The sequence below is a fragment of the Enterobacter sp. RIT418 genome, assembly GCF_003057745.1.
In the GTDB taxonomy this organism is placed as follows: domain Bacteria; phylum Pseudomonadota; class Gammaproteobacteria; order Enterobacterales; family Enterobacteriaceae; genus Enterobacter.
On the sequence record NZ_QBJD02000004.1, the window covers coordinates 269,067 to 287,502 of the forward strand.

General features: G+C 55.8%; 11 protein-coding genes. 5 read left to right on the forward strand and 6 right to left on the reverse strand.

Annotated features, from left to right (window positions below; translation table 11 throughout):
- Positions 1–11 precede the first annotated feature (11 nt).
- The gene (glpQ, locus tag DBY73_RS06620; RefSeq protein ID WP_112010386.1) at positions 12–1,070 is read left to right on the forward strand and encodes a glycerophosphodiester phosphodiesterase; all 1,059 of its coding nucleotides are present in this window, start codon (positions 12–14) and stop codon (positions 1,068–1,070) included.
- Positions 1,071–1,173: 103 nt separating this feature from the next.
- Here glpQ and yfaE read toward each other — a convergent pair whose 3' ends face one another.
- The 4 genes from yfaE to ubiG form a co-directional block, all read right to left on the reverse strand.
- Positions 1,174–1,428: a class I ribonucleotide reductase maintenance protein YfaE gene (gene yfaE, locus DBY73_RS06625; RefSeq protein WP_008500234.1), complete on the reverse strand. Its 255-nt coding sequence runs from the start codon at positions 1,426–1,428 to the stop codon at positions 1,174–1,176.
- Positions 1,428–2,558 carry a class Ia ribonucleoside-diphosphate reductase subunit beta gene (gene nrdB / locus DBY73_RS06630; RefSeq protein WP_112010387.1) on the reverse strand — a complete coding sequence of 377 codons (1,131 nt, stop codon included), beginning with the start codon at positions 2,556–2,558 and terminating at the stop codon, positions 1,428–1,430. The genes yfaE and nrdB overlap by 1 nt, the downstream gene beginning before the upstream one ends.
- 263 nt (positions 2,559–2,821) lie before the next feature.
- The gene (gene nrdA, locus DBY73_RS06635; RefSeq protein ID WP_112010388.1) at positions 2,822–5,107 is read right to left on the reverse strand and encodes a class 1a ribonucleoside-diphosphate reductase subunit alpha; all 2,286 of its coding nucleotides are present in this window, start codon (positions 5,105–5,107) and stop codon (positions 2,822–2,824) included.
- 348 nt (positions 5,108–5,455) lie between these two features.
- Complete coding sequence (gene ubiG / locus DBY73_RS06640; RefSeq protein WP_100168266.1) at positions 5,456–6,184, reverse strand: bifunctional 2-polyprenyl-6-hydroxyphenol methylase/3-demethylubiquinol 3-O-methyltransferase UbiG; 729 nt, start codon at positions 6,182–6,184, stop codon at positions 5,456–5,458.
- Between the two features lie 146 nt (positions 6,185–6,330).
- Between ubiG and gyrA the strand changes: the two genes are divergently transcribed.
- On the forward strand, positions 6,331–8,967 hold the full coding sequence (gene gyrA, locus DBY73_RS06645) for a DNA topoisomerase (ATP-hydrolyzing) subunit A (RefSeq protein ID WP_112010389.1): 2,637 nt from the start codon (positions 6,331–6,333) through the stop codon (positions 8,965–8,967).
- A 134-nt stretch (positions 8,968–9,101) separates the two neighbouring features.
- Positions 9,102–11,948 (forward strand): two-component system sensor histidine kinase RcsC, encoded by a 2,847-nt coding sequence (rcsC, locus tag DBY73_RS06650; protein WP_112010390.1) that lies wholly within the window; start codon positions 9,102–9,104, stop codon positions 11,946–11,948.
- A 74-nt stretch (positions 11,949–12,022) separates the two neighbouring features.
- Here rcsC and rcsB read toward each other — a convergent pair whose 3' ends face one another.
- Positions 12,023–12,673: a response regulator transcription factor RcsB gene (rcsB, locus tag DBY73_RS06655; RefSeq protein ID WP_003859405.1), complete on the reverse strand. Its 651-nt coding sequence runs from the start codon at positions 12,671–12,673 to the stop codon at positions 12,023–12,025.
- A 16-nt stretch (positions 12,674–12,689) separates the two neighbouring features.
- Positions 12,690–15,362 (reverse strand): phosphotransferase RcsD, encoded by a 2,673-nt coding sequence (gene rcsD / locus DBY73_RS06660; protein ID WP_112010391.1) that lies wholly within the window; start codon positions 15,360–15,362, stop codon positions 12,690–12,692.
- A 743-nt stretch (positions 15,363–16,105) separates the two neighbouring features.
- Here rcsD and DBY73_RS06665 point away from each other — a divergent pair.
- Together DBY73_RS06665 and apbE are read left to right on the forward strand one after the other, a co-directional pair.
- A complete protein-coding gene (locus DBY73_RS06665; RefSeq protein WP_112010392.1) occupies positions 16,106–17,197 on the forward strand; it encodes a porin OmpC in 1,092 nt (363 codons plus the stop codon).
- Positions 17,198–17,313: 116 nt separating this feature from the next.
- Positions 17,314–18,369 carry an FAD:protein FMN transferase ApbE gene (gene apbE, locus DBY73_RS06670; protein WP_112010393.1) on the forward strand — a complete coding sequence of 352 codons (1,056 nt, stop codon included), beginning with the start codon at positions 17,314–17,316 and terminating at the stop codon, positions 18,367–18,369.
- Positions 18,370–18,436: the final 67 nt, after the last annotated feature.

The following is an 18,436-nucleotide window of genomic DNA, read 5'->3' on the forward strand; positions in this document are numbered from 1 at the left end:
GGAGCATGAAAATGAAATTAACCCACATGGCGACCGGCCTGCTGCTGGCGGGGCTGATGACCGGCTCCGCGCTGGCGGCGGAGAAAATCGTGATTGCCCACCGCGGCGCGAGCGGCTATCTGCCGGAGCACACGCTTCCCGCAAAAGCGATGGCCTATGCGCAGGGCGCGGATTATCTGGAGCAGGATCTGGTGATGACCAAGGACGACCATTTGGTTGTCCTGCACGACCACTATCTTGACCGCGTAACGGACGTGGCCGAGCGCTTCCCGGACCGCGCTCGTAAGGACGGCCGCTATTACGCCATCGACTTTACGCTCGACGAAATCCGCTCGCTGAAGTTTACCGAAGGCTTCGAGATTGAGAACGGCAGGAAGGTGCAGGTCTATCCGGGGCGCTTCCCGATGGGCAAGTCCGACTTCCGTATTCACACCTTCCAGGAAGAGATTGAGTTTGTTCAGGGGCTGAACCACTCCACCGGTAAAAACATCGGCATCTACCCGGAAATCAAAGCGCCGTGGTTCCACCATCAGGAAGGGAAGGACATCGCCGCGAAGACGCTGGACGTGCTGAAGCAGTACGGCTACACCAGCAAAAAGGACAAGGTGTACCTGCAGTGCTTCGACGCCGCCGAGCTTAAGCGCATCAAAAACGAGCTGGAGCCGAAGCGGGGGATGAGCCTCAACCTGGTGCAGCTGATTGCCTACACCGACTGGAACGAAACCCAGGAGAAGCAGCCCGACGGCACGTGGGTGAACTACAGCTACGACTGGATGTTTAAGCCGGGCGCGATGAAGCAGATTGCGCAGTACGCCGACGGCATCGGGCCGGATTACCACATGCTGGTGGCGGAAGGCTCAGCGCCGGGCCACGTGAAGCTGACGGCGATGGTGAAAGAGGCGCATGCCAGCAAGATGCAGGTGCACCCGTATACGGTGCGCGCCGACCAGCTGCCGGACTACGCGACGGACGTCAATCAGCTTTACGACGTGCTGTATCACCAGGCGGACGTGGACGGGCTGTTTACGGATTTCCCGGATAAGGCGGTCGAATTCATTCACCGGAAGTAGGTTTGGTAGGTCGGGTAAGGCGAAGCCGCCACCCGACAATCAGGCTCTGCGGCCTGATGCCCTCACCCTAACCCTCTCCCACAGGGAGAGGGAACCAGGGCAATCACATCTCGATCTCAATATCCCCTTTTGCCCGGCAGCAGCAGGGCAAAATTTCCCCTTCGTTGATAAAGGCCAGCGGTTCGGTCAGCCAGTCTACCTGGCCCGCGACCAGACGGCAGCGGCAGGAGCCGCAATAGCCCGAACGACACTGGTATTCAACTTCTACCTGGTGCGCCTCAAGCGCCACCAGCAGAGAAGGGTGCTCCTCCCGACACAGCACCTCAGTGCCGGAAAGACTTAACGTGACGCGTGACATCAGAGCTGGAAGTCGCTCAGGTCGTCGGTGTTGACTTCAGAATCAATCTGGCCGACCAGGTAAGAGCTGACTTCAACTTCCTGCGGGGCAACCTGCACGTTATCAGACACCAGCCAGGTGTTGATCCACGGGATCGGGTTAGAGCGCGTCTGGAACGGCAGGTCGAGACCGACAGCCTGCATACGGATGTTGGTGATGTACTCAACGTACTGGCAGAGAATGTCTTTGTTCAGGCCGATCATGGAGCCGTCGCGGAACAGGTAGTCTGCCCACTCTTTCTCCTGCTGGGCGGCCAGCACGAACAGGTCGTAGCACTCTTTCTCGCACTCTTTGGCGATCTCCGCCATTTCCGGGTCATCCACGCCGCTGCGCAGCAGGTTCAGCATGTGCTGAGTGCCGGTCAGGTGCAGGGCTTCGTCACGGGCAATCAGGCGGATGATTTTGGCGTTGCCTTCCATCAGCTTGCGCTCGGCAAAGGCGAAGGAGCAGGCGAAGCTGACGTAAAAGCGGATTGCTTCCAGCGCGTTGACGCTCATCAGGCAGAGGTACAGCTGCTTTTTCAGCGCGCGCAGGTTCACGGTAATGGTCTTACCGTTCACGTTATGGGTGCCTTCGCCCAGCAGGTGCCAGTAGCTGGTCATCTCGATCAGCTCATCGTAGTAGTGCGCGATGCCTTCCGCGCGCTTCTGGATCTGCTCGTTGGTGACGATATCGTCAAACACCACAGCCGGATCGTTCACGATGTTGCGGATGATGTGGGTGTAAGAGCGGGAGTGGATCGTCTCGGAGAATGCCCAGGTTTCGACCCAGGTTTCCAGCTCTGGAATGGAGATCAGCGGCAGCAGCGCCACGTTTGGGCTGCGGCCCTGAATGGAGTCCAGCAGCGTCTGGTACTTCAGGTTGCTGATGAAGATGTGCTTCTCGTGATCCGGCAGCGACTGGTAGTCAATGCGGTCGCGGGAGACGTCCACTTCTTCCGGGCGCCAGAAGAAGGAGAGTTGCTTTTCAATCAGCTTTTCGAAGATGTCATATTTTTGCTGATCGTAGCGTGCCACGTTGACCGGCTGGCCGAAGAACATCGGCTCTTTGAGCTGGTCGTTTTTCGTCTGTGAAAAGGTGGTATATGCCATGAGTGTGTCCTGTGGTGTTATTTTCCCCCTCACCCTAACCCTCTCCCCTAAGGGGAGAGGGAACCGTTCGGAGCCATTTTTTCACCCTCGCCCCTGTGGAGAGAGGGCCGGGGTGAGGGGATTTATTAGATCTTACATGCGCCGCTTTCGCAGCCGTCGTCCTGTCACCCTAACCCTCTCCCCCTGAGGGGAGAGGGAACCGTTCGGAGCCATTTTTTCACCCTCGCCCCTGTGGGGAGAGGGCCGGGGTGAGGGGCGTATTATTAGATCTTACATGCGCCGCTTTCGCAGCCGTCGTCCTGAATTGACGGCACCATGTCGTCCTGCGCGTCTTCTGCACCGTCACGGGTGTTGTGATAGTACAGGGTTTTCACGCCAAATTTATAGGCGGTGAGCAGGTCTTTCAACAGCTGCTGCATCGGTACCTTGCCGGACGGGAAGCGCGTTGGGTCGTAGTTGGTATTGGCAGAGATCGACTGGTCGATAAACTTCTGCATGATACCCACCAGCTGGAGATAGCCGTCGTTGTTTGGCATTTCCCACAGCAGCTCGTAGTTGTTCCCCAGCGTTTCGTAGTCCGGCACCACCTGACGCAGAACGCCGTCTTTCGAGGCCTTGATGCTCACGTGGCCGCGCGGCGGCTCGATGCCGTTGGTGGCGTTAGAGATCTGCGAAGAGGTCTCAGACGGCATCAGGGCAGACAGCGTGGAGTTACGCAGGCCGTGGGTTTTAATCGATTCGCGCAGGCCTTCCCAGTCGAGGTGCAGCGGCTCGCTGACGATCCCGTCCAGGTCTTTCTTGTAGGTGTCGATCGGCAGAATGCCTTTCGCGTAGGTGGTTTCATTGAACCACGGGCACGCGCCTTGCTCTTTCGCCAGCTCGTTGGAGGCCTTCATCAGGTAGTACTGAATGGCTTCAAACGTCTGGTGCGTCAGGTTGTTGGCGCTGCCGTCGGAGTAGCGTTTGCCGTTCTTCGCCAGCCAGTAGGCGAAGTTGATTACGCCAATACCCAGGGTACGACGACCCATCGCGCCGCGTTTTGCCGCCGGGATTGGGTAATCCTGGTAGTCCAGCAGGGCATCGAGCGCGCGAACCGCCAGCACGGCCAGCTCTTCCAGCTCGTCCAGGCTCTTGATCGCACCCAGGTTGAACGCGGAGAGCGTACACAGGGCGATTTCGCCGTTTTCGTCGTTCACGTCTTCCAGCGGTTTGGTCGGCAGGGCGATTTCCAGGCACAGGTTGGACTGGCGCACTGGCGCAACCACCGGATCAAACGGGCTGTGGGTGTTGCAGTGGTCAACGTTCTGGATGTAGATACGGCCGGTAGAGGCGCGTTCCTGCATCATCAGGGAGAACAGATCGACCGCCTTCACGCGCTGCTTGCGGATGCTGTCGTCTTTTTCGTATTTAGTGTACAGACGCTCGAACTCGTCCTGATCGGCGAAGAACGCGTCGTACAGGCCCGGGACGTCGGACGGGCTGAACAGAGTGATGTCTTCACCTTTCAGCAGGCGGGTGTACATCAGCTTGTTGATCTGTACGCCGTAGTCCATGTGACGCACGCGGTTGCCTTCCACGCCGCGGTTGTTTTTCAGCACCAGCAGGCTTTCCACTTCCAGGTGCCACATTGGGTAGAACAGGGTCGCAGCGCCGCCGCGCACGCCGCCCTGAGAGCAGGATTTCACCGCCGTCTGGAAGTGTTTGTAGAACGGAATACAGCCGGTGTGGAACGCTTCACCGCCGCGAATTGGGCTGCCCAGGGCGCGGATGCGGCCCGCGTTGATGCCGATACCGGCACGCTGGGAGACGTATTTCACAATCGCGCTGGAGGTGGCGTTGATGGAATCCAGGCTGTCGCCGCACTCGATCAGCACGCAGGAGCTGAACTGGCGGGTCGGGGTGCGCACGCCGGACATGATTGGCGTAGGCAGAGAAATTTTGAACGTCGACACCGCATCGTAGAAACGCTTCACGTAGTCCAGACGGGTATCGCGCGGGTAGTTGGAGAACAGGCAGGCCGCTACCAGAATATAAAGGAACTGGGCGCTTTCGTAGATCTCACCGGTTACGCGGTTCTGAACAAGGTATTTGCCTTCGAGCTGCTTCACCGCCGCGTAGGAGAAGTTCATGTCGCGCCAGTGATCGATAAACCCGTTCATCTGCTCGAACTCTTCTTCCGTATAGTCTTCCAGCAGATGCGTGTCATATTTGCCCAGCTCAACCATTTTCACCACGTGATCGTACAGCTTCGGCGGTTCAAACTGGCCGTAGGCTTTTTTACGCAGGTGGAAAATGGCCAGGCGCGCGGCGAGGTACTGATAGTCCGGCGCGTCGCGGGAGATCAGGTCTGCCGCAGCCTTGATGATGGTCTCATGAATATCAGACGTTTTAATGCCGTCGTAGAACTGGATGTGGGAGCGCAGCTCAACCTGGGAAATCGAAACGTTGTTCAGGCCTTCTGCTGCCCAGTCGAGAACTCGATGGATTTTGTCCAGATTGATACGCTCGGTAGTACCGTCGCGCTTTGTCACCAGCAGACTCTGATTCATGTGGGTTTTACCTGTCCGTGAAATAAAAAAATATCCCCCGTTTATCCACAGATCGGTCTTGTGACTAACTCTGTGGATAAATACTACATATAGGGGGTTTGCGATAAGAAGAACGCTATATGGTGAGTATTCTAGTATCGAATCATTTCAGCACAAGGGTTGATTTTGACGTTAAATTGAGGTTGTGAATGGGTAAAAAAGCCTAAGTCCTCATGCTGTAAGGCCTGGAAGAGATGTCAATAATCTAGAAAAAAAATTCAAAATTTGATCGAGTGCTGATTTCTTCAACGGGTGGGGAAAATTGCGCAACGTGATGTCGCGCAATCTTTATAAGAATAACGGATGACGTTAGTCTTTTTTGGCGGTTGTATGCAACATGTAGTTAACATCTACGCCCGGTGCGAGCTTGAATTTGTCTGTTAACGGATTGTAATGCAGGCCGGTGATGTGTTGCTCCTTGAGCCACGTCTGGTCAACCCAGCCCAGCAGCTCGGCCGGCTTAATGAATTTCTTCACGTCGTGCGTGCCTTTCGGCACCATGCGCAGCACGTATTCCGCCCCGACTACCGCCATGAGCCAGGCTTTGCCGTTGCGGTTGATGGTCGAGAAGAAGACCTGGCCGCCCGGTTTGACGAGTTTTGCACAGGCGTTCACCACCGACTGCGGGTCGGGCACGTGCTCAAGCATCTCCATGCAGGTCACCACGTCGTACTGATGCGCGTGCTTCGCGGCGTGCTCTTCAACGGTTTCCTGCACGTATTCGACCTGGATACCGGACTCCAGCGCGTGCAGGCGCGCAACCTGCAGCGGCTCAAAGCCCATGTCCAGGCCCGTGACGGTTGCCCCTTCACGCGCCATGCTCTCGGCGAGGATGCCGCCGCCGCAGCCGACGTCGAGCACCTTTTTGCCGAACAGGCCGCCGGAACGCTCGGCGATGTAGCCCAGACGCAGCGGGTTAATACGGTGCAGAGGCTTAAACTCACCTTCAAGATCCCACCAGCGTGAGGCGACCGCTTCAAATTTGGCAATCTCTTCGTGGTCAACGTTATGAGCCACCGGGGATTTCTCGGCATTCATGGGCGCTTTTACTCCTTATTTAGCAAGACTTCGGAGTATATCAGCAGACTGGCATGAATAAACGGTATTGGTTTACCTCTCTCATCGCGGCTGTGTTATAATTTGCGACCTTTGAATCCGGGATACAGTAGAGGGATAGCGGTTAGATGAGCGACCTTGCGAGAGAAATTACACCGGTTAACATCGAGGAAGAGCTGAAGAGCTCCTATCTGGACTATGCGATGTCGGTCATTGTTGGCCGTGCGCTGCCGGACGTCCGCGATGGCCTTAAGCCGGTACACCGTCGCGTACTATACGCCATGAACGTATTGGGCAATGACTGGAATAAAGCCTATAAAAAATCTGCCCGCGTTGTGGGTGACGTTATCGGTAAATATCACCCGCATGGTGATACCGCCGTGTACGACACCATCGTGCGTATGGCGCAGCCATTCTCCTTGCGTTACATGCTGGTAGATGGTCAGGGTAACTTTGGTTCTGTTGACGGTGACTCCGCGGCGGCGATGCGTTATACGGAAATCCGTATGTCGAAAATCGCCCACGAGCTGATGGCCGACCTGGAAAAAGAGACCGTTGATTTCGTCGATAACTACGACGGCACCGAACGCATCCCTGACGTTATGCCAACCAAGATCCCGAACCTGCTGGTTAACGGTTCGTCCGGTATCGCGGTCGGGATGGCAACCAATATTCCGCCACACAACATCACCGAAGTGATTAACGGCTGCCTGGCCTATATCGACGATGAAGAGATCAGCATTGAAGGGCTGATGGAACACATCCCGGGCCCGGACTTCCCAACGGCGGCGATCATTAACGGTCGTCGCGGTATTGAAGAAGCGTATCGCACCGGCCGCGGCAAGATTTACATTCGCGCCCGCGCGGAAGTGGAAGCGGACGCCAAAACCGGCCGCGAAACCATCATTGTTCACGAGATCCCGTATCAGGTGAACAAGGCGCGTCTGATTGAAAAAATCGCCGAGCTGGTAAAAGAAAAACGCGTTGAAGGCATCAGCGCGCTGCGCGACGAGTCTGATAAAGACGGCATGCGCATCGTGATTGAAATCAAACGCGACGCGGTGGGCGAGGTTGTGTTGAACAACCTGTACTCCCAGACTCAGCTTCAGGTCTCCTTCGGCATCAACATGGTTGCGCTGCACCATGGCCAGCCGAAGATCATGAACCTGAAAGAGATCCTGAGCGCGTTCGTGCGTCACCGCCGTGAAGTGGTGACCCGTCGTACCATCTTCGAACTGCGCAAAGCGCGCGATCGTGCGCACATCCTTGAAGCACTGGCCGTTGCGCTGGCGAACATCGACCCGATTATCGAGCTGATCCGCCGCGCGCCAACGCCAGCAGAAGCAAAAGCCGGTCTGGTTGCCCGACCTTGGGAGCTGGGTAACGTTGCTGCAATGCTCGAACGTGCGGGTGATGACGCCGCGCGCCCTGAGTGGCTGGACCCTGAATTTGGCGTGCGCGACGGCCAGTACTACCTGACTGAACAGCAGGCCCAGGCGATTCTGGATCTGCGTCTGCAGAAGCTGACCGGCCTCGAGCACGAAAAACTGCTCGACGAGTACAAAGAGCTGCTGGAACAGATTGCTGAACTGCTGCACATTCTGGGCAGCGCCGATCGCCTGATGGAAGTGATCCGCGAAGAGCTGGAGCTGGTCCGCGATCAGTTCGGCGATGAGCGTCGCACCGAAATCACCGCGAACAGCTCTGATATCAACATTGAAGATCTGATCAACCGCGAAGACGTGGTGGTTACCCTGTCTCACCAGGGCTATGTGAAGTATCAGCCGCTCACCGACTACGAAGCACAGCGTCGTGGCGGTAAAGGCAAATCTGCCGCACGTATTAAAGAAGAAGACTTTATTGACCGCCTGCTGGTGGCCAACACCCACGACACGATCCTCTGCTTCTCAAGCCGCGGGCGTCTGTACTGGATGAAGGTCTATCAGCTGCCGGAAGCAAGCCGCGGCGCGCGTGGTCGTCCGATCGTTAACCTGCTGCCGCTGGAAGCGAACGAACGTATCACTGCCATCCTGCCGGTGCGCGAGTACGAAGAGGGCGTAAACGTCTTTATGGCGACCGCCAGCGGCACCGTGAAGAAAACCGCGCTGACCGAGTTTAGCCGTCCACGTTCTGCCGGTATCATTGCCGTCAACCTGAACGAAGGCGATGAGCTGATCGGCGTGGATCTGACCTCCGGTTCCGACGAAGTGATGCTGTTCTCTGCGGCCGGTAAAGTGGTGCGCTTTAAAGAGAACGCGGTGCGCGCCATGGGTCGTACGGCGACCGGCGTTCGCGGCATCAAGCTGGCGGGTGAAGATTCCGTGGTTTCCCTGATCGTTCCGCGCGGCGAAGGTGCAATCCTGACCGTGACGCAGAACGGCTACGGTAAACGTACGGCGGAAAGCGAATATCCGACCAAGTCGCGCGGCACGCAGGGCGTTATCTCTATCAAAGTGACCGAGCGCAACGGTTCCGTTGTTGGCGCGGTGCAGGTAGACGATGCCGACCAGATCATGATGATCACCGATGCCGGTACGCTGGTGCGTACCCGCGTGTCCGAGATCAGCGTGGTAGGCCGTAACACCCAGGGCGTGATCCTCATCCGTACAGCGGAAGACGAGAACGTTGTGGGCCTGCAGCGCGTAGCCGAGCCGGTCGATGACGAAGAGCTCGACTCTATCGACGGCAGCGTCGCGGAGGGCGATGATGAAATCGCGCCGGAAGCGGACACCGACGACGACGTTGCGGATGACGCTGACGAGTAATGTCTCCTGACGTCAAAAGGGCCGGTTTCCGGCCCTTTTCATTTTCAGAAGCAGACAAGTGAACGTTGCGGCAAGCCGCGTTTACCGCTACCTTAACCACATTCTTTTGACCCCGACGGCGGAGCCTCGCCCCTTTGAAATACCTCGTCTCCTTTCGTACCACGCTAAAAGTTTCTCGCTATCTGTTTCGGGCGCTGGCGCTACTGCTTTGGCTGCTGGTTGCGCTTTTCTCGGTGTTTTACATCGTGAACGCGCTGCACCAGAAAGAATCGGAGATCCGCCAGGAGTTTAATCTCAGCTCCGATCAGGCCCAGCGCTACATTCAGCGCACGTCTGACGTTATGAAAGAGCTGAAGTATATTGCCGAAAACCGCCTGAGCGCGGAAAACGGCGTGCTTGCCCTGCGCGGGCGCAGCGACAAAACCGACGTGCCGGACTTCGAGCCGCTGTTCCCGGACTCCGATTGCTCGGCCATGGGCAGCGCCTGGCGCGGTTCGCTGGAGTCGCTCGCCTGGTTTATGCGCTACTGGCGAGACAACTTTTCTGCGGCTTACGATCTCAACCGCGTATTTCTGATCGGCAGCGAAAATCTCTGCATGGCCGATTTCGGCCTGCGCGATATGCCCGTCGAGCGCGACGACGCGCTGAAAAGCCTGCACGAGCGCATTCTGAAATACCGCAATGCTCCGCAGGACGAGCGCGGCAATAATCTTTTCTGGATAAGCCAGGGGCCACGCATGGGCGTGGGCTATTTCTACGCGCTGACGCCGGTCTATCTGGGCAACCGCCTGCAGGCGCTGCTGGGGGTTGAGCAGACTATCCGCATGGAGAATTTCTTCACGCCGGGAAGCCTGCCGATGGGCGTAACCGTGCTGGATGAAAACGGCCATCCGTTGATTTCACTGGCCGGACCGGAAAACCGTCTGAAGGTCGATCCGCACTGGATGCAGGAGCGCTCGTGGTTTGGCTACACCTCCGGCTTCCGCGAGCTGGCGCTGAAAAAAAGCCTACCGCCGTCTTCGCTCAGCATTGTCTATTCCGTGCCGGTGGACATGGTGCTTGAACGTATCCGCATTCTCATCCTCAACGCCATCGTGCTCAACGTGCTGGTGGGGATTGCGCTATTTATGCTGGCGCGCATGTACGAGCGCCGGATCTTTATTCCGGCCGAAAGCGACGCCCAGCGGCTGGAGGAGCACGAGCAGTTTAACCGTAAAATCGTCGCCTCCGCGCCGGTCGGGATCTGCATCCTGCGCACTCAGGACGGCACCAATATCCTCAGCAACGAGCTGGCGCATAACTACCTGAATATGCTGACGCATGAGGACAGGCAGCGGCTGACGCAGATTATCTGCGGGCAGCAGGTTAACTTCGTTGACGTGCTGACCAGCACCCACACTAACCTGCAAATTAGCTTCGTCCATTCACGTTATCGCAACGAGAACGTGGCGATTTGCGTGCTGGTGGACGTGTCGGCGCGCGTGAAGATGGAAGAGTCGCTGCAGGAAATGGCCCAGGCGGCGGAGCAGGCCAGCCAGTCGAAATCCATGTTCCTGGCCACCGTCAGCCACGAGCTGCGCACCCCGCTGTACGGGATCATCGGTAACCTCGATCTGCTGCAAACCAAAGAGCTGCCTAAAGGGGTCGATCGTCTGGTTACGGCGATGAATAACTCGTCCAGCCTGCTGCTGAAAATCATCAGCGATATCCTTGATTTCTCGAAGATTGAGTCGGAACAGCTAAAAATCGAGCCGCGTGAATTTGCGCCGCGCGAAGTGATGAACCACATCAGCGCCAACTACCTGCCGCTGGTGGTGCGCAAGCAGCTTGGGCTTTACTGCTTCATCGAGCCGGACGTGCCGCTCACGCTGCACGGTGACCCGATGCGCCTGCAGCAGGTCATTTCAAACCTGCTCAGCAACGCGATTAAATTTACCGACACCGGGTGTATTGTTCTGCACGTTTGCCGCGCGGGAGATTACCTGAGCATTCGCGTGCGGGATACGGGCGTGGGGATACCGGCCAAGGAGGTTGTCCGCCTGTTCGATCCGTTCTTCCAGGTCGGCACCGGCGTGCAGCGCAACTTCCAGGGCACCGGCCTGGGCCTGGCGATTTGTGAAAAGCTCATCAGCATGATGGACGGCGATATCTGCGTGGACACCGAGCCGGGCATGGGCAGCCAGTTCACCATCCGCATTCCGCTGTATTCGGCGCAATATCCGGCGAAAGCAACGGTTGAAGGACTGAGCGATAAACGCTGCTGGCTGGCGGTGAACAATGCCTCCCTCTATGATTTCCTGACGTCGCTGCTCACCCACAGCGGCGTTCGCGTCGCGCGCTTTGAAGGGCAGACGCCGGATGCGGACGATATGCTCATCACCGACGCGGTGCCGGAGCAAAAGTGGGCCGGAAGAGGCGTGGTGCAGTTCTGCCGCCGCCATATTGGTATTCCCGTTGAGCGCTCACCGGGGGAATGGGTGCACAGCGTGGCCAATCCGCACGAGCTGCTGGGGCTGCTGGCGCGCATTTACAGCGTGGCGCTCGACGAAGGTGAGGGCGCTGCGGCGCTAGCTTCTCCGGAATCTCTGGCTTCGGTTAACGATGACATGATGATCCTGGTGGTGGATGACCATCCGATTAACCGCCGGCTGCTGGCGGATCAGCTTGGCTCGTTGGGCTACCAGTGCAAGACGGCGAATGACGGCGTGGACGCGCTTAACGTCCTAAGCAAAAACCACATTGATATCGTCCTGAGCGACGTCAACATGCCAAACATGGATGGCTACCGTCTGACGCAGCGCATCCGGCAGCTGGGCCTGACGCTTCCGGTTGTTGGGGTAACGGCCAACGCGCTGGCGGAAGAAAAGCAGCGGTGTATTGAATCGGGCATGGACAGCTGCCTGTCGAAGCCGGTAACGCTGGACGTGCTGAAGCAGACGTTGTCTGTTTACGCGGACCGCGTGAGGAAAACGAGAATATAAAAAAGGCCCGAAAGGGCCTTTTATGTTTTCATCCTCTCCCATTGGGAGAGGCGGGGGGATGCATCAGAGAAAGATCAGTCCTTGTCCGTCGCGCTCAGCGTCACGGAGGAGAGATAGTTCAGCAGCGCAATATCGTTGTCCACGCCCAGCTTCATCATGGCTGACTTCTTCTGGCTACTGATGGTCTTAATACTGCGGTTCAGCTTCTTGGCAATTTCCGTTACCAGGAAACCTTCAGCGAACAGACGCAGAACTTCACTCTCTTTTGGCGAAAGGCGCTTATCACCGTAACCGCCAGCGCTGATTTTCTCCAGCAGGCGGGAAACGCTTTCCGGCGTGAACTTCTTACCTTTCTGCAGCGCGGCCAGCGCTTTTGGCAGGTCGGTTGGCGCACCCTGTTTAAGGACAATCCCTTCGATGTCCAGATCCAGTACGGCGCTCAAAATCGCCGGGTTATTGTTCATGGTCAGAACAATAATCGAGATGTCCGGGAAGTGGCGCTTAATGTATTTGATAAGCGTAATCCCATCACCGTACTTGTCTCCGGGCATGGAGAGGTCGGTAATGAGCACGTGTGCGTCTAATTTTGGGAGGTTATTGATAAGTGCTGTTGAGTCTTCAAATTCACCGACTACATTCACCCACTCGATCTGTTCAAGTGATTTGCGAATACCGAACAGTACAATCGGATGGTCATCGGCAATAATTACGTTCATATTGTTCATGTATAAGGCTACCTTGCTACAGCAAGCTTTTGACGTAGGCGTCAATGTCGCTGATGTATTTTTCAATGCCAGAGGCATCTTTCTCACGAATTAGATGTTCCAGCGTTTCACATAACTGCTTGCCGGGAACCAGATTAAGCATGGCAAACACTCCTTTCAGCCGGTGTGCTGTCTGTGCCAGCGCCGCAAAATCATTCGCGGCGGACTCAGTATACAACCGCTTAACATCATCTGGTACTGTATCAACAAAGAGTGAATAGTATCCGCTGGCATGGAGCTCGGCATTTTCATCGCCGCCTAACGGGGACTCCAGAATCTCTTCCTGCGCCAGCTGCTCCTCTATCAGTTGGAGTACAGCGTCCTGCATCGCATTGCTCATATTAAAGTTGACGCGCATCTGGCCAGGGCCGATTTTCCGCACGCCTGGCTCATCATCGCTTAAAAGCAAGCCCGAGGCAGTAAGATTAGACGGATTATCAGTTAAAAATAGATCAAATTGTTGACTTGAGAGCCTTTCGTCCGGGGTGATGCAGGCCGCGCCCCAGTTTTCTAACTGACGCACCACGATATGGCGGATCTCATTCGAAGTAACGTCAACCATCACGACCACGTCGTCCAGCAGGCGCTCTTCGTCCTCTTCCTGCGGGTTAGCGGCCATTTTAACGTGCAGCGAGTAGCGCGTGCCGAGCGACTCGCGGGTCTTAATATTAAGATGGCCGCCAAGCTTGCGGGCCAGCTGATCGCACAGCCAGAAGGTGAGGGCGTTAGCTTTTCCGTAGCGGTCGCTCTGGGTGTCGTTCAGGAACGGGAAGTGCAGATTATCAATTTCGCTGACGGTCACGCCCTCACCGGTATCCAGAATACGGAACGTCAGGCGATCGTCAGCAGACTCATCGGTACTGACTTCCAGGGTGATCTTGCCAATCTGGGTAGTGATCACCGCGTACTGGATCAGCATCAGTAAGATCTTCCGCAGCGCTTCGCGATCGCCGTGGCGTTCATCTGCGGCGGATAAATGGTTGTTGATCAGCAGCTGAAGCCCTTTGCGCCGGATGACCGGCAGCACGTCCGGCACCACTTCATCGATCAGGTCCTGAATAGAGAAGAGGGTAGGCGTGCCCTTCCAGCCGTCGTTCTCAAGCTGGTTAGCAAGCTGAATTTCGTCCACCAGACGGACCAGAGAATCAGCCTGATTCGCCAGCTGGCGACCTTCCGGCGTGCTGAGGGCTGCGGCGCGTTCGGCGAGCGTTTTAAGCGGCTGCTTGAAGGCATCGCCGATATTTTGCATAAACGCGGCGCGGCCCTGCTGGTTCTTCTCGTAAAGCCGCTGCGCCTGCTTGAGCTTTTTATTCACCAGCACTTCGCGGTCCTGATCGCGGATAACGAAAATTTGCGTGCGCGATGCAACCTGGCTGCGGAACTGACGGATTTCGTACAGCTCATTATTGATCGTCGCCTGAATTACCCCCTGATGCTGATCCGCCATGGTGGTGATATTTTGCAGATTCAGGTGAGGTAGAAGGTGATCGGCGATTTTATTACTCATCACCGTGCGGTTGGCTTCCTGATCGTGGACCAGAACGCCCAGGGGCAGCGCGGAGATAATCTCTTCATTGAGCGCGCGCAGCACGCGCAGCTCGTTGCTGGTGCCGGTTGAGACCGCTGAGGATTCGTTTTGACGACCCGTCTGGAAACGAAACGTGCTGTAGCCAAAAAGCGCCAGCGCCAGCAGGCCGATATTCAGCAGTAGCGGCAGCAGAATGTTTTGCAGCGTATCAAGCAGCAGGGTGCCAAAAGGGACCTGCCACACCAGGCGCATGCCGGTTGAGTTAAGGGAGGACGAAATTTCAATCTTCGAGCCGTTAAAGGAAATCGAAACGCTTTCCGCCCCCTCTTTATCAGGCGGCGTGCGCATATTCTGCGTGCTGTTGTCTGGGTCCAGGCGGAAGCTTTCCAGCGGCATATCTGGCGGGATCAGGTCGTTAATCGGCAGATCGAACGCCACCACCGTCGCCAGATGCCCCGGCTGATTGAAGGTCGTGCGCAGCGTGAAGTAGTGGCCGTTTTGCCAGGCGAGACGGCGCAGGGAAGAAAAACTCTCGCGCTCGTCCAGCGCGTTCGCCTGCTGCAGCATTTCTGCCCGGCGGGAATCCACGATGCTGCCGACGGTGGTTTCCTTAAAGCCTGACGAGAGGTCTTTGAGCGGCAGGGTGGAGATCAGGATCATGCTGTTGTCCTGGCCGTTCAGATAGTACATCGACCACGGCACCGTCTCTGCGCCCCAGAGGGTATCGAGATATGAGGACATACGCTGCGTCATCTCAAGCGTTGCGCTGTCGTGCGAGCCAAAAATCAGGGCTTCCGTTTTGCGCTGAGGCTTTTCGAGGTAATAGACGTCCTGCTTCAGGCGCGTCTCCTGCAGGCCATCCCCTGAGGACGTGGCGGGCGCGGCGGCAATATTGTCGTAAATTTGCCAGGTGGCATAACGCCACGTGTCGATGCGCTTGTGTACCGCATGGGTGATATCGACGATTTGATAACTCTTATCCTTAAGCCAGGCGTTAACTGCGCTCTGGATCATCACCCCCATTGTGACGAGCAGGATAACGATCAATAGAAGAAAGAAACGGGTAATGCTCCCCGGTAAAAGAGAGAATTTGCCCGGAGCGGAAGTTTCAGTCTGACTCATTGATATGTTTAACCCATTGTGGCCGCGCGTTAAGGGGGATACGGCAGTATAAAGGGTAATACCTGAAATTCCAGCGTCGTTATGGATGAGGGAAGGACTTTTTCCACGCGGATGACGGGCCTGCCGCTGCGCTTTAAATGTGTACAACGCTGGGCTAACGGTACAAATAAGCGGCAATTAAGGGAAGGGAATAGCACGAATAAACAAGAAATTAAGTTTTTCAGTAAAATTTCATACGCAATGAGTGCCGTGGAGAGATTTAGTTAATAGCCATTATAATTTCGGTTCGGTAGCATAAAAAAAGTCATTTTGCGTAAAGAAAAGTAAAAAAAAACCGAATGCATTGCATTCGGTTCAATTAGGGATAGACAGACATTCAAAACTGAATGACGGTAATAAATAAAGTTAATGATGATAGCGAGAGTTATTTTAGAGAGATCAAGCGATTTTGTTTTGTCATTCAGTGCTCTAAAATAACGCCTTGCAATATATTGATATTAAATGGATTTTAATTTTTATTGATTATCCGTGCGGTATTTTTAATCCTTGCGTGCTTTGTGAAAGTTCCCTCAAATTTACAAATTGAAACATGTTTATAGATAGATGAAACATCTTCAAAGTTTTCGTATCATATTCCTGTTGGATTATTCTGTATTTTTAAGGACAATGAAAGCGCCGACTGGTTAAGAGGGTTGACCAGTAAGCAGTGGTAAATAATAAGGCATATAACAGAGGGTTAAAAAATGAAAGTTAAAGTACTGTCCCTCCTGGTACCAGCTTTGCTGGTAGCAGGCGCAGCGAATGCGGCTGAAATTTACAACAAAGACGGCAACAAATTAGATCTGTACGGTAAAGTTGATGGTCTGCACTATTTCTCTGATGACAAGAGCGCAGACGGTGACCAGACTTACATGCGTCTGGGCTTCAAAGGCGAAACGCAGGTTAACGATCAGCTGACCGGTTACGGCCAGTGGGAATACCAGATTCAGGGTAACTCTGCAGAAAACGAAAACAACTCCTGGACCCGTGTGGCGTTTGCCGGTCTGAAATTCGGCGATGCCGGTTCTTTCGACTACGGTCGTAACTACGGCGTAGTTTACGATGTCACCTCATGGACTGACGTCCTGCCAGAATTCGGCGGCGACACCTACGGTGCTGACAACTTCATGCAGCAGCGCGGTAACGGCTTCGCGACCTACCGCAACACCGACTTCTTCGGTCTGGTAGACGGCCTGAACTTTGCCCTGCAGTATCAGGGTAAAAACGGCAGCGCCAGCGGTGAAGGCCAGACCAACAACGGCCGTGACGAACTGCGTCAGAACGGCGACGGCTTCGGCGGTTCTATCACTTACGATCTGGGCGAAGGCTTCGGTATCGGTACGGCTATCACCAGCTCCAAGCGTACTGACGCGCAGAACAACCTGGCCTACGGCCAAGGCGATCGCGCTGAAACCTACACCGGCGGTCTGAAATACGACGCGAACAACATCTACCTGGCAGCGAACTACACCCAGACCTACAACGCGACTCGCGCCGGTAACCTGGGCTGGGCGAACAAAGCGCAGAACTTCGAAGTGGTTGCACAGTACCAGTTCGACTTCGGCCTGCGTCCATCCGTGGCGTACCTGCAGTCTAAAGGTAAGGACCTGGAAAACGGCTACGGCGACCAGGACCTGCTGAAATATGTTGATGTTGGCGCGACTTACTACTTCAACAAAAACATGTCTACCTACGTTGATTACAAAATCAACCTGGTTGATGAAAACGAGTTCACCCGTCAGGCGGGCATCGGTACTGATGACATCGTAGCGCTGGGTCTGGTTTACCAGTTCTAATTCGTTACTCAGTATTGCAAGGGGGCCATCCGGCCCCTTTTTTCATGCCTTATTTACGTCTTACAAACCCACTTTTTTGGTGTACTCTTGCCGCCCTGGCATGAGGATAATAACGAATGGACATGACTTTTTTACGCGCAAGCGTTCTGGCAACGCTCTTTTTCCTGACCGCGTGCGACTCTTCCACGCAGCCCGCTAAAACCGACGCGCCTGCGGCGACGGTGCTGGAAGGGAAAACCATGGGAACCTTCTGGCGCGTCAGCGTGATGAACCTCGACAGCACCCGGGCTAACGAGCTGCGCGGCAAAATTCAGGCGCAGCTGGATGCAGACGATCAGCTGCTCTCGACCTATAAAAACGACTCCGCGCTGATGCGCTTTAATCTCTCTAAAAGCACCTCGCTATGGCCGGTGAGCGAGGCGATGGCGGACATCGTGACCGAATCCCTGCGCGTGGGGTATAAAACGCACGGCGCGATGGACGTTACCGTCGGCCCGCTGGTGAACCTCTGGGGGTTTGGCCCCAACAAGCAGCCGGTGAAAACCCCCGACCAGGCCGCCATTGACGACGCCCGCGCCCGCACGGGCCTGCAGCATCTGACGGTGATCAACCAGTACGGCCAGCAGTATCTGCAAAAAGACATTCCCGATCTGTTTGTCGATCTCTCGACGGTAGGGGAAGGATATGCCGCAGACCACTTAGCCGCGCTGATGGCGGAAGAGGGGATCTCGCGCTATCTGGTGTCCGTTGGCGGTGCGTTAGTTAGCCGCGGCATGAACGCCAGCGGCAGGCCGTGGCGGGTCGCGATCCAGCAGCCTACCGATCGGCAAAACGCGGTGCAGGCGGTGGTGGACATAAACGGTCACGGTATTAGCACCTCAGGCAGCTACCGCAACTACTACGAGCTCGACGGGAAACGCATTTCCCACGTGATCGATCCCCAGACGGGCCGTCCTATTGAGCACAATCTGGTTTCCGTGACGGTCATCGCGCCGACGGCGCTGGAAGCGGATGCCTGGGATACCGGCCTGATGGTGCTGGGGCCGGAAAAAGCCAAAGAAGTCGTGCGCCAGCAGGGGCTGGCGGTCTATATGATCACGAAAGACGCGGACGGGTTTAAAACCTGGCGCTCGCCGCAGTTCAAAAGCTTCCTGGTGAGCGATAAAAATTAAAAAGCAAGGTTGCAGGTTTTTCTTCGCTGGCGCTCGGGCAAGGTAGGCATATGCTTGTAGGAGGAGT

Bases quoted from the DNA above. Each gene is read 5' to 3' on its own strand.
- glpQ (WP_112010386.1), top strand. From the start codon at position 12: ATGAAATTAACCCACATGGCGACCGGCCTGCTGCTGGCGGGGCTGATG.
- yfaE (WP_008500234.1), bottom strand. From the start codon at position 1,428: ATGTCACGCGTCACGTTAAGTCTTTCCGGCACTGAGGTGCTGTGTCGG.
- nrdB (WP_112010387.1), bottom strand. From the start codon at position 2,558: ATGGCATATACCACCTTTTCACAGACGAAAAACGACCAGCTCAAAGAG.
- nrdA (WP_112010388.1), bottom strand. From the start codon at position 5,107: ATGAATCAGAGTCTGCTGGTGACAAAGCGCGACGGTACTACCGAGCGT.
- ubiG (WP_100168266.1), bottom strand. From the start codon at position 6,184: ATGAATGCCGAGAAATCCCCGGTGGCTCATAACGTTGACCACGAAGAG.
- gyrA (WP_112010389.1), top strand. From the start codon at position 6,331: ATGAGCGACCTTGCGAGAGAAATTACACCGGTTAACATCGAGGAAGAG.
- rcsB (WP_003859405.1), bottom strand. From the start codon at position 12,673: ATGAACAATATGAACGTAATTATTGCCGATGACCATCCGATTGTACTG.
- rcsD (WP_112010391.1), bottom strand. From the start codon at position 15,362: ATGAGTCAGACTGAAACTTCCGCTCCGGGCAAATTCTCTCTTTTACCG.
- DBY73_RS06665 (WP_112010392.1), top strand. From the start codon at position 16,106: ATGAAAGTTAAAGTACTGTCCCTCCTGGTACCAGCTTTGCTGGTAGCA.
- apbE (WP_112010393.1), top strand. From the start codon at position 17,314: ATGGACATGACTTTTTTACGCGCAAGCGTTCTGGCAACGCTCTTTTTC.